The organism is Aquibacillus salsiterrae (assembly GCF_028416595.1).
In the GTDB taxonomy this organism is placed as follows: Bacteria; Bacillota; Bacilli; order Bacillales; family Amphibacillaceae; genus Aquibacillus_A; species Aquibacillus_A salsiterrae.
In genome coordinates, this window is the sequence record NZ_JAMQKC010000014.1 from 1 (window position 1) to 12,645 (window position 12,645).

Sequence of the window (12,645 nt, forward strand, 5' to 3'; positions counted from 1 at the left end):
TGAGACTTCCCATCATTTTAAATGAGTAAGATCCCTCAGAGACGATGAGGTTGATAGGTCCGAGGTGGAAGCATGGCAACATGTGCAGCTGACGGATACTAATCGATCGAGGACTTAACTAAAAATAGGAAGCGTAGCGGGCTTGGTAGCCACGACATGCATAAGCAGAGCGCCGTAAGTGACCTGATCTTGGTCACTGAAGGTGAACTGCTTATGTCACGAGTGGCTAGCCCGCGAAGCTGGACTGAATAAGGAAGCGCAATGGGCTTGCCCAGATGCGACACGCATAAGACAAGACACCGTAAAGTCTATGGTTTTGGGACTTGGAGGTGGATTGAGTTATGACGCGAGCATCTAGCCCATGGAGCTAGACTGAAAAAGTGAAGGCGACTGTTTAATAGCGTACGGATAGATAAGACAGCCTGTAGTACTCTGAACTTTGAGTACGAAAGGATGGATTAACTATACGCTAGCTATTAGGAGCCGGAACTAGACTGAAAAAGTGAAGGCGACTGTTAAATGTCTTGTACCAACTTCTTATCTAGTTTTCAAGGTATTACAAGAAATATATGTCTGGTGGCTATAGCAAAGAGGTCACACCTGTTCCCATGCCGAACACAGTAGTTAAGCTCTTTTGCGCCGATGGTAGTTGGGGCTTTGTCCCTGTGAGAGTAGGACGTCGCCAGGCAAAAAAACCCTTTAAAAGTTTACGAACTTTTAAAGGGTTTTTTTTATTTTTATAGAATTGGGCTTTATGGCGAAGTTTATGCAAGCAAAAGTAGAAAAAAATCAGCAGTGAATTAGGATAAATTAATACCTATTACATGCATTATATTGTTTTTAAACAATATATCTATAAAATAAGATAAAAAATTGATTGGGTGAGGAATACTAATGATTACTTATATTTTTGACGATCGTTTTCTATTAATCATGAGTAGAATAATCATTGCATTGGTTTTATCAGGTTTGATTGGTTTTGAGAGAGAATTAAAAAATCATTCCGCTGGTTTTAGAACCCATATTTTAGTTGGAGTAAGCTCTTGTTTAATGATGTTGTTATCGTTATATGGGTTTAATGAATATGTTGATGGTAACAATAATATTCAATTCGACCCTACAAGAATTCCCTCATATGTAATAAGTGGGATAGGTTTTCTTGGTGCAGGAACGATTATAGTTAATGGAGTAACGATTCGTGGTTTAACGACAGCGGCTTCAATTTGGGCTGTAGCTGGACTTGGGTTAGTTGTTGGTGCAGGGATGTACGGGGAAGCAGTATTTACAACGATTATTATCTTATTAAGTTTAGTTCTACTAAATAACTTTGAAAACCTGTTTCTTTCCAAGCAAAATAGAGTATCGTTGCAACTTTTGGTTGGGCAAGAGTTGAAAATGGAAGTGCTGCTAAGTACTTTAGAAGGTTATCAAGCGAAAATTGAAAAGCTAGAAATCGAAAAGGAAGCAGGGGACAATAGAAGTATCTTTATTCAACTTCATTATAAGAGCCCTGCTAGCAAATATGAATTGTATGACAATATTTCTAGGATAAGTGATGTCAAACAGGTCAATGAAACGCATTAGTAGAATTATGTGACAATTTGTTGGAAACAATAGGTTTTTTTTCTAGTAATCAAGGCAAGAATATACTATACATTTTGTTTGGCATTTACTAAGTAAACAGAGTATAATAACAATATAGTCAAAGATAGTCAAAGTCAGATGATGAAGGAGGGTAATATGCGGAATATATCTGATGTAATTGAAGATTATTTGAAAAAAATCATTCAAGATAATAACAAGAATACGATTGAAATAAAGCGAAGTGAAATTGCTGATCGATTTGAATGTGTACCTTCTCAAATTAATTATGTGATTAATACACGGTTTACTGTGGAAAAGGGATATATTGTTGAAAGTAAACGTGGTGGCGGAGGATATATCCGTATTATCCGAATGACAAATCGTGACAAGGCCAAGTTGATTGATGAAATTATTAAAATGATTCAACCAACTGTAACACAGCAGGCTGCTATCGATATACTCGAACGTTTACTAGAGGAAGAAATGATTACAAAACGTGAAGCGAAGATTATGGTGAGTGCGATTAGTCGAGATACATTGCTTTTTCAACTGCCCATTAGAGATGAAGTTAGGGCAAGGGTTTTATCCGCGATGTTAACTGCTTTAAAACACTAGGTAGTGAGGAGGTTACCTAATTATGGATTGTCAGGAATGCCATGAAAGAACCGCTACTTTGCACTTTACAAAAGTAGTAAATGGAAATAAAACTGAAATTCATGTATGCGAACATTGTGCCAAAGAGAAAGGCTATGTTTCCTACGATGAGGAAGCATATTCACTACATGATTTACTTTCAGGGTTATTTAACTTTAGTTCTCCCTCTGTCAAACAAAATAGTTTTGTGCATACACAAGGTAAAACATGTGAGAAATGTGGGATGTCATACAGTGATTTTACACGAATTGGAAAATTCGGGTGTGCAGAGTGCTATCATACTTTTGAAGATCATTTAAATCCAATTTTCCGTAGGGTGCATAGTGGGAACACGACACACCATGGTAAAATACCGAAAAGGATAGGTGTTGATATTAATCTGAAGAAAACGTTGACTGGCTATAAGGAAAAATTGCAGCAACTTATAGAAGGTGAGGAATTTGAAGAGGCTGCTAAGGTTCGTGACAAAATTAAATCACTAGAAAAAGATCTATCCCGTAATGGGGGTGATGATTAAATGTCCTTACAACAATTTATGAATGATGCAATAAGCCCTTGGATGAAAGAAGATGGTCCAGATAGTGATATTGTAATGAGTAGTCGAATTAGGTTAGCAAGAAATTTTGATAATATTCCTTTTCCTATTTTGGCAAAAAATGAGGATTTATTAAAAATATTAGAATTTATAAAGTCTAAGTATCACCATCAAACGTTTAAAACCTATCAAGATTTAGAATTTGTTACTATGAGTGAGCTAAAGCCTATTGAGAAACGTGTTCTCGTTGAGAAGCATTTAATTAGCCCCCATTTAGCGGAAAAGTCTCAATTAGGCGCAGTGTTAATTTCTAAAAGTGAACAGGTTTCTGTAATGGTGAATGAAGAGGACCATATTCGAATACAATTATATTTCCCAGGCTTTCAGTTAGAAAAGGCGTTAGATCAAGCTTTTGCTTTCGACGATTGGTTGGAGGAAGAAATTAATTATGCGTTTGATGAAAAGCGTGGATACTTAACCAGTTGCCCGACTAATGTTGGAACTGGACTTCGTGCATCGGTTATGATGCATCTCCCTGCTTTAGCGCTAACACAGAAGTTGAATCGGATGATACCTGCTATTAATCAACTTGGTTTAGTTGTCAGAGGTATCTACGGTGAAGGTAGTGAGGCGTTAGGGAACATTTTTCAAGTTTCGAATCAAGTAACTTTAGGTAGGGCTGAAAAGGATACCGTGGACGACTTGCAAAGTGTTGTTGAAAAATTAATAGAACAAGAGCGAAATGCAAGAGAACTTCTATTAGAACAGTCTCCGCTTCAATTAGAAGATAGAATCTTCCGCTCTTACGGTGTGTTGGAGCATAGTCGAATCATTGAGTCGAAAGAAACTGCCAAGTGCTTATCAGATGTTCGCTTAGGGATAGATGTTGGGTTTATTAAAAATATTTCCAAATCAATTCTTAATGAATTAATGGTACTAACTCAACCAGGATTTTTACAACAATATGCGAAGGAAGGCTTATCTCCTGAAGAGAGAGATAAATTAAGAGCTTCACTTATTAGAGAACGATTAAATTTAGAGAATGGTTAGGAGGAGTGCCTAATGATGTTTGGGCGATTTACAGAAAGAGCACAAAAAGTACTAGCGCTTTCCCAAGAGGAGGCAGTTAGACTAGGACATAATAATATTGGAACAGAGCACATCCTACTTGGATTAGTCAGTGAAGGGGAAGGGATTGCTGCTAAGGCATTAAAATCGCTTGGACTTGAAACGCAACGAATTCAAGAAGAAGTGGAACAATTAATTGGTAGAGGTCAGAAGGTATCGCAGACCATCCATTATACACCACGGGCTAAAAAAGTAATTGAGTTATCTATGGACGAAGCTCGTAAACTAGGTCATTCTTATGTAGGAACAGAGCATATCTTACTAGGATTAATTCGTGAAGGTGAAGGTGTTGCTGCTCGTGTGCTAAATAATTTAGGAATTAGCCTAAATAAAGCAAGGCAACAAGTGCTACAGTTGTTAGGTAGTAATGAGTCTAGTGGGGGACAACAAGGTCGAGGTGGTCAATCTACCAGTGCGAATACCCCTACGTTAGATTCATTAGCTCGAGACTTAACGTCAATTGCTAAAGAAGGGAATATTGACCCAGTTATTGGCCGTGAAAAAGAGATTGAACGAGTTATTCAAGTGTTAAGTCGTCGTACAAAAAACAACCCTGTGTTAATTGGTGAACCAGGTGTTGGTAAAACAGCTGTTGCAGAAGGGCTTGCCCAACAGATCGTTAACAACGAGATTCCGGAAATATTACGAGATAAACGGGTCATGACTTTAGATATGGGTACGGTTGTTGCTGGTACAAAGTATCGTGGTGAATTTGAAGACCGCTTAAAGAAAGTAATGGAGGAAATTCGCCAAGCTGGAAACATTATATTATTTATTGATGAACTTCATACATTAATCGGTGCTGGTGGTGCAGAAGGTGCTATCGACGCTTCTAATATTTTGAAACCTTCCCTAGCTCGTGGTGAATTGCAGTGTATTGGTGCAACGACATTAGATGAATACCGAAAATACATTGAAAAAGATGCGGCGTTAGAACGGCGATTCCAACCGATTCAAGTCAATGAACCAACTGTCGAACAATCTGTTCAAATTTTAAAAGGATTAAGAGATAGGTATGAAGCACACCACCGTGTAACCATAACAGATGAGGCAATTGATGCTGCTGCAAAATTGTCAAATCGGTACATTACTGATCGCTTTTTACCAGATAAAGCGATAGATTTAATTGATGAAGCTGCATCAAAGGTGAGATTACGTTCGTACACAGCCCCACCAAATTTGAAAGAATTAGAGCAACAATTAGAGGAAGTAAAGAAAGAAAAGGATGCAGCAGTCCAAAGTCAGGAATTCGAAAAGGCTGCATCATTACGAGATAGTGAACAACGATTAAGAGAAGAAGTGGAAGAAACGAAAGAGAAATGGAAAGAAAAGCAAGGCCAAGAAAGCTCAGAAGTTACAGTTGAGGATATTGCTAGTGTCGTTTCAACATGGACTGGTGTTCCTGTTTCTTCCTTAACTAAAGATGAAAGTGAACGCCTATTGCATATGGAAGATGTCTTACACGACCGACTAATTGGTCAAGAAGAGGCTGTTAAAGCTGTGTCAAAAGCTATCCGTCGTGCCAGAGCTGGCCTTAAAGATCCTAAGCGTCCAATTGGTTCATTCATATTCCTAGGACCTACTGGTGTAGGTAAAACAGAATTGGCTAGAGCTCTTGCAGAGTCGATGTTTGGTGATGAGGATGCAATGATTCGAGTTGATATGTCTGAGTATATGGAAAAGCATTCCACCTCTCGTTTAGTCGGATCTCCTCCGGGGTATGTAGGTTATGAGGAAGGTGGTCAACTTACTGAGAAAGTGAGAAGGAAGCCGTATTCAGTAGTACTTCTTGATGAGGTTGAAAAGGCCCACCCAGAAGTATTTAACATCTTACTTCAAGTGTTAGAAGATGGTCGTTTAACTGATTCTAAGGGCCGGGTTGTCGACTTTAGAAATACCGTCTTAATTATGACTTCAAACGTTGGTGCTAGTGAATTAAAACGCAATAAATACGTTGGGTTTAGCGTTGGGGATGAAGAAGCTGATTACAAGGGGATGAAGTCCAAAGTAATGGATGAAATGAAAAAAGCATTCCGTCCAGAATTCCTAAATCGAATCGATGAAATCATTGTCTTCCATTCATTAGAAAAAAAGCACATGAAAGATATAGTTTCTTTAATGGTAAATCAATTGCAAAAACGATTAACCGAACAAGAAATCGATTTTATTTTGACAGACAAAGCGTTAGAGAAAATTGCTAACGAAGGATTTGACCCTGAATATGGTGCTAGACCATTACGTCGTTCCTTACAGAAAAATGTGGAAGACTTGTTGTCTGAAGAGTTATTAAAAGAGACAATTAAAAAAGGTCAAAAAATAAAAATAGATGTAAATGAGAAGGAAGAATTCATTGTTTCTCCTCAATAAATTTTGATTTTGTAAGGGATATAGAATGAAAAAATCGGAAGGTTGCTCCTTCCGATTTTTTCAAATCATAGATATGTATCTCCTGCGCTTGAATACGTGAACGAAAAAGTATGAAAAATGATAAATTTCTGTAACTTGCCCGTCATGTATTTCGTATAAGATAGGGAGAGAAGATAAGGAGCGATTAAAGTGGCGAAGATAAAGACAAAATATGTGTGCCATGAATGTGGATATGAATCGCCAAAATGGATGGGCAAGTGTCCGAGTTGTAATAGTTGGAACACACTAGTTGAGGAAGTTGTAGCATCTCAGTCGAATGCTAGGCATATAATGGTCACAGGAGAGCCAACTAAAACAAAACCAGAGAAGATCACATCGATTGTTACTAAAGATGAACCGCGAATTAAAACAAACATGCGAGAGTTTAACCGCGTGTTAGGAGGGGGAATCGTACCTGGGTCATTAGTTTTAATTGGAGGGGACCCAGGGATAGGAAAATCTACTTTATTATTACAAGTATCTGCTCAGCTTGCAGATAGCAATTTAGATATTCTTTATATTTCAGGGGAAGAATCGACCCGGCAAACGAAATTACGTGCCGATCGTTTAGGGGTTAAATCTGACCAATTATATGTGTTATCTGAAACTAACTTAGTAGAGATTGTTAATCAAATAGAGTATATAAATCCTTCTTTAGTTGTCATTGATTCAATTCAAACCATTTATCGTGATGAAATAACTAGTGCGCCCGGTAGTGTATCACAAGTTCGTGAGTGCACAAGTGAATTAATGCGAATCGCGAAAAATAAACATATCCCTATTTTCATTGTAGGGCATGTTACAAAGGAAGGATCAATTGCTGGTCCAAGATTATTGGAACATATGGTCGATGCTGTTTTATATTTTGAAGGAGAGAGGCATCATACATTTCGCATCCTTCGTGGCGTGAAAAATAGATTTGGTAGTACAAATGAAATGGGAATTTTTGAAATGAAAGAAGAGGGATTACGGGAAGTAATGAACCCTTCTGAAATCTTTCTTGAAGAAAGGTCCCAAGGTGCTGCTGGATCAACTGTTGTTGCGTCAATGGAGGGTAGTCGCCCTGTACTCGTAGAAATCCAATCCCTTATTTCCCCAACGAGCTTTGGAAATCCGAGGAGAATGGCGACTGGTATTGACCATAACCGGGTTCCGTTATTAATGGCTGTTTTAGAAAAAAGAGTTGGACTATTGCTCCAAAACCAAGATGCATATGTCAAGGTGGCAGGTGGTGTTAAACTTGATGAACCAGCGATAGATCTAGCTATTGCCGTCAGTATTGCATCGAGTTTTCGAGATAAACCATCACGTCATGATGATGTACTCATCGGTGAAGTTGGCTTAACTGGGGAAGTAAGAAGAGTAGCAAGAATTGACCAACGGGTACAGGAAGCAGCTAAATTAGGGTTTAAGCGCGCGATCATCCCAAGCAAAAATTTAGATGGATGGACACCACCGGTTGAAATTGATGTGATTGGTGTTAATACAATTCAAGATGCGTTAAAGAAAACGTTAGGGGATAGGGATTAATTAATTTGTAATTAATAGATAAAAAGATTTAACCTAATGTTCCGTGTATTGGATTTTGCCGAAAGCATTGATTGACTTAAGGTTTTAGTTATGCTAAAATCAATAGTTTTACTAGTTTGACGAAATTTTTATGTTATGGTATTTTATAAAAATATAGAATTAATTGTTACTAAGAAAAGCGTAAGTCGCGTCTTGGTCAGACTAAGACAGGCATAAGACAAGAAATGAAGTGGCGGTCTTTGCCACAGAAGGGATTGACTTATGACCTCAGGCAGGCTAGGGAAGCGGAGTGGACTGCTCTTTGATTTTTTTATACTTTTGTATCTTTTTAAAAAAATGCTAGTTCCGTTTTTTAATTTTTATAGGGAGATTATTTTTTAAAAATGTGGAAATAATGTTGATAGGAGGTGACATTGGTGCTAAAAAGAATAGTGCAATTGTTTATTATTATTGCAGGAGGTACCATAGGATATTTATATATCCCTGATTTAATTGGATTCATGGATATTACTACGAACAAGTGGATTCAGGGACCTTATACTGGACTTGTTTTAGGAGCAATTATTTTATTTTTGATGACTTTTTGGTTAGTCGACCATATCGTCAACTTTTTGCGTTGGGTTGAAGAGACGCTAGTAAAAGCGCCGGTAGCCGATTTGTTTTTTGGTAGTTTAGGAATTATTGTTGGCTTAGTTATTGCCTTTTTGATTAATATCCCTATCCAAGATATTGAAATCAAAGTAGTTTCGCAAGTTATCCCTATTTTTCTTACTGTGTTACTTGGGTATTTAGGTTTCCAGGTAGGTTTTAAGCGAAGAGATGAATTTTTAAATTTGCTGACGCTTGCCAAAAAAGAAAAGAAAAAAATTGATGAATATGATGAAGCTGAAGATAGTCAGTCAAAAGTTAAAATCTTGGATACGAGTGTTATTATCGACGGTCGAATTGCAGATATTTGTCAAACAAGTTTTTTGGAAGGAACAATTATTATCCCTCAGTTTGTCCTTGAGGAATTACAACATATTGCCGACTCTTCGGATGTTTTAAAAAGAAATCGGGGCAGACGTGGTCTTGATGTGTTAAACCGGATGCAAAAAGATCTTCCTGTAAATGTTGAAATATATGAAGGTGATTTTGAAGAGATTCAAGAAGTCGATAGTAAGCTAGTAAAGCTTGCAAAAGTTATTAATGGTATTGTTGTAACAAATGATTTTAACTTAAATAAAGTTTGTGAATTCCAGAATGTTCAAGTTCTTAATATTAATGACTTAGCAAATGCAGTTAAACCAGTTGTATTACCAGGAGAAGAATTAACCGTTCAAGTCATTAAAGATGGTAAAGAGCAAAATCAAGGTGTTGCCTATTTAGACGATGGTACTATGATTGTGGTGGAAGAGGGTAAAGATTATATTGGCAAGACGATTGAGGTATTAATTACTAGTGTGCTGCAAACGTCTGCTGGCCGAATGATTTTTGCCAAACCAAAATTACTTGAAAAAGCACTCTGAAAAGGTTATAACATTAAATGAAAACAAAAGTGATAACAAGTTGTTATCGCTTTTGTTATGGTTTTAATTAGATAAGATTAAAAGGTAGGGCGTTCTATCTTATTTTATATGTTTAGGGTTGATGAAATATGATTACATATACAGCTATCATTCTAGCTGCTGGGCAAGGAAAACGGATGGCGGCAGGGGAAAACAAACAGTTTATCCATTTATTGGACAAGCCACTATTCATTCATACGGTATCAAATTTTGCAGAAGATGATTGGTGTTCTCAGATTGTCCTTGTGATAAACCCTAAAGAAAGAGACAGGATTAAACAACTATTAAATCAACATCCAATCCGTAAACCAATTGTGCTAGTAAATGGTGGAAAAGAGCGACAAGAAAGTGTATATTATGGTTTGCAAATGATAAAGGACCCAAATGAAATTGTTTTCATTCATGATGGTGCCCGGCCGTTTGTCATGCACGAGCAATTGCATGAGTTGGCTTATGTTGTAAAGGAACGTTCTGCAGGATTACTAGCTGTACCTGTTACAGATACGATTAAGCAAAAAAAGGGAAATGAACTGACGACACTTGACCGGTCGACTTTATGGGCTGCACAAACACCCCAAGGTTTTCGTAAACAATTGATTACTTATGCACACGAAAAAGCAAAAGCAGAAAACTATATCGGGACTGATGATGCTTCTTTAGTTGAGCGGCTTGGTGATAGTGTGGCAATTGTTACAGGGAGCTATCATAACATCAAATTAACGATGCCTGAAGATATTGAAAGAGCTGAAACTTATTTGAAAGATAGAAAAATGTATTAATCTGACATGATGACTTGAGTGCTTATACTTGCCTTAGGCTAGCGTGACTACTAATTGACATTGCAATAGACAAAAAAGGAGATTTGTGAATGTTTCGGATTGGACAAGGGTTTGATGTACATCAATTAACCGAAAATCGCCCATGTATTATCGGTGGAGTTACTATTCCGTTTGAAAAGGGGTTATTAGGCCATTCAGATGCAGATGTTCTATTACATACTATCGCAGACGCATGCTTAGGTGCTATCGGAGAAGGTGATATTGGTAAACATTTTCCCGATACAGACCCTGCTTTTAAAGATGCCGATTCCGAGGAGTTGTTAAAACAGGTTTGGGCAATGGTAGAAGATAGAGGATATAGACTTGGCAATTTAGATTGTACTGTCATTGCGCAAAAGCCTAAACTAGCACCATTTGTGGAGGCAATTAGAGCAAATATTGCACGCATATTAGTTTCCGAGATAGAGCAAGTTAATGTTAAGGCAACAACAACGGAAAAGTTAGGGTTCACAGGTCGAGAAGAAGGAATAGCTGCCCAAGCTGTCATCCTTTTACAAAAAAATCAACAAGTGTAATCTACCATGATAAAATAAGCAGTGAACGAGTCGGGGCCTAAAAAAAGTTTTTACATTATTCGGAAATAGCAAATAACAAAAGAGGGGTAATAACATGACTAACAACAATGTTCGAGTTCGTTATGCGCCAAGTCCAACTGGACATTTACATATTGGTAATGCTCGTACGGCTCTATTTAATTATTTATATGCAAAACACTTAGGTGGTAAATTTATTATTCGTACAGAAGATACAGATGAAAAAAGAAATGTTGAAGGTGGAGAAGAAAGTCAATTAAGTTATTTAAAATGGTTGGGAATTGAGTGGGATGAAGGTGCAGACATTGGTGGGGACTACGGTCCGTATCGCCAAATGGAACGATTAGATATTTATCAAAAGTATGTCGATGAATTACTTGAAAGAGGTTTAGCATACAAGTGTTATATGACCGAAGAAGAGTTAGAACAAGAACGTGAAAAACAAAAAGCAAATGGTCAGGTTCCGAAGTATTCAGGGGCACATCGCGATTTATCTGAAGAGCAAATAAAGCAATTTGAAGCGGAAGGAAGGCAGCCAAGTATCCGTTTCCGTGTACCAGAGAATAAGACCTATACCTTCCGTGATATGGTAAGAGATAATATTAGTTTTGAGTCTAGTGACTTTGGTGACTGGGTAATGGTAAAGAAAAACGGGATTCCGACGTATAACTTTGCCGTTGCTATTGATGACCATCTCATGGGAATTTCTCATGTTCTTCGCGGGGAAGAACATATTTCCAATACTCCAAAGCAAATGATGATTTATGATGCGTTCGGTTGGGAACCACCTAAATATGGCCATATGACATTAATTCTAAATGAAAATCGCAAAAAATTAAGTAAGCGTGATGAGCACATATTGCAATTTATTGAGCAATATAAGAACCTAGGTTATTTGCCAGAAGCTTTATTTAATTTTATTGCATTACTTGGTTGGTCACCGGTAGGGGAAGAAGAAATTTTCACAAAACAGCAATTCATCGAAATGTTTGACCCAGAGCGATTATCAACTTCACCAGCAATATTTGACCCTGCTAAATTGAAGTGGATGAACAATCAATACATTAAAGCTGAAACGTTAGAGCGTGTCATTGAATTATCTTTGCCGCATTTAATTATAGCGGAGAGGCTACCACAACAAATGGACGATGAAACGAAAAAGTGGTCACACGAACTGATTAGTCTTTATAAAGAACAACTAAGTTATGGGGAAGAGATTGTCGAGTTAACAGAGCTTTTCTTTAAAGAGGAAATTGATTATAGTGAGGAAGCAATGGACGTGCTTCAAGAGGAGCAAGTTCCAGAGGTACTACAAGTGTTTAAGAGCAAGTTAGCGGAAGCGCAAGAATTCACTCCTGAATCGATTAAGGCTGAGATTAAAGCGACACAAAAGGAAACAAAACAAAAGGGAAAGAAGCTATTCATGCCAATTCGGGTAGCTACTACAGGAGAAGTCCACGGCCCTGAACTCCCAGATGCGATACATCTATTAGGGAAAGACGTAGTAGATAGGCGCTTACAAGCAGTCCTTGAAAAGCTAAAAGGCTAAACATAATAGTTCACATTTCATTCAAAGTATAATATAGTATTACTACAGATTGGAACGTTGATGAGGAGAAGTAGAAGGCGGTAGCTTGTCCAGAGAGAATCACCTTGGCTGCGAGTGATTTTAAGTATCCGTTTTTGAAATGCACCTCAGAGTCTCTTGCTGAAACGACAGTAAGTAAGAGCGGTTACTCTACCGTTACCAGGAGCTCCGAGTTGGGGAATAATATTCTCAAACAGAGTGGAACCGCGCCAAAAGCGTCTCTGTGTTTTAAACACTAGGGCGCTTTTTTGTTTACTCTGGATCTTTTCGTATAGATTGATACCTTTTTACTCCGTAGTTA

Annotated in this window: 10 protein-coding genes, 2 rRNA genes and 1 other annotated feature; all 12 genes read left to right on the forward strand. The window is 37.7% G+C overall.

The genetic code is table 11. The features are described from left to right. Positions 1 to 122, forward strand: a 23S ribosomal RNA gene (locus tag NC799_RS12760); the annotation flags it as partial. A gap of 450 nt (positions 123 to 572) precedes the next feature. Then, positions 573 to 688: ribosomal RNA gene (rrf, locus tag NC799_RS12765) — 5S ribosomal RNA — on the forward strand. A 206-nt stretch (positions 689 to 894) separates the two neighbouring features. Further along, positions 895 to 1,584, forward strand: a complete 690-nt coding sequence (locus NC799_RS12770; protein WP_272446834.1) for an MgtC/SapB family protein — start codon at positions 895 to 897, stop codon at positions 1,582 to 1,584. Positions 1,585 to 1,740: 156 nt separating this feature from the next. Further along, a complete protein-coding gene (locus NC799_RS12775; RefSeq protein WP_272446835.1) occupies positions 1,741 to 2,199 on the forward strand; it encodes a CtsR family transcriptional regulator in 459 nt (152 codons plus the stop codon). Between the two features lie 22 nt (positions 2,200 to 2,221). Then, positions 2,222 to 2,755, forward strand: coding sequence for a UvrB/UvrC motif-containing protein (locus tag NC799_RS12780; protein WP_272446836.1), 534 nt, complete (start codon positions 2,222 to 2,224; stop codon positions 2,753 to 2,755). After that, a complete protein-coding gene (locus NC799_RS12785) occupies positions 2,756 to 3,823 on the forward strand; it encodes a protein arginine kinase (protein WP_272446837.1) in 1,068 nt (355 codons plus the stop codon). 12 nt (positions 3,824 to 3,835) lie between these two features. Beyond that, a complete protein-coding gene (clpC, locus tag NC799_RS12790; RefSeq protein WP_272446838.1) occupies positions 3,836 to 6,268 on the forward strand; it encodes an ATP-dependent protease ATP-binding subunit ClpC in 2,433 nt (810 codons plus the stop codon). Positions 6,269 to 6,457: 189 nt separating this feature from the next. Next, a complete protein-coding gene (radA, locus tag NC799_RS12795) occupies positions 6,458 to 7,837 on the forward strand; it encodes a DNA repair protein RadA (RefSeq protein ID WP_272446839.1) in 1,380 nt (459 codons plus the stop codon). Positions 7,838 to 8,253: 416 nt separating this feature from the next. Further along, entirely contained in the window at positions 8,254 to 9,345 is a 1,092-nt protein-coding gene (locus NC799_RS12800; RefSeq protein ID WP_272446840.1) for a PIN/TRAM domain-containing protein, read from the forward strand. A 131-nt stretch (positions 9,346 to 9,476) separates the two neighbouring features. Further along, on the forward strand, positions 9,477 to 10,163 hold the full coding sequence (gene ispD / locus NC799_RS12805; protein ID WP_272446900.1) for a 2-C-methyl-D-erythritol 4-phosphate cytidylyltransferase: 687 nt from the start codon (positions 9,477 to 9,479) through the stop codon (positions 10,161 to 10,163). An 89-nt stretch (positions 10,164 to 10,252) separates the two neighbouring features. Beyond that, positions 10,253 to 10,738 (forward strand): 2-C-methyl-D-erythritol 2,4-cyclodiphosphate synthase, encoded by a 486-nt coding sequence (gene ispF / locus NC799_RS12810; protein WP_272446841.1) that lies wholly within the window; start codon positions 10,253 to 10,255, stop codon positions 10,736 to 10,738. A 94-nt stretch (positions 10,739 to 10,832) separates the two neighbouring features. Then, positions 10,833 to 12,305 (forward strand): glutamate--tRNA ligase, encoded by a 1,473-nt coding sequence (gltX, locus tag NC799_RS12815; protein WP_272446842.1) that lies wholly within the window; start codon positions 10,833 to 10,835, stop codon positions 12,303 to 12,305. Between the two features lie 48 nt (positions 12,306 to 12,353). After that, positions 12,354 to 12,570, forward strand: a binding site (T-box leader). The last annotated feature ends 75 nt before the right edge of the window (positions 12,571 to 12,645 follow it).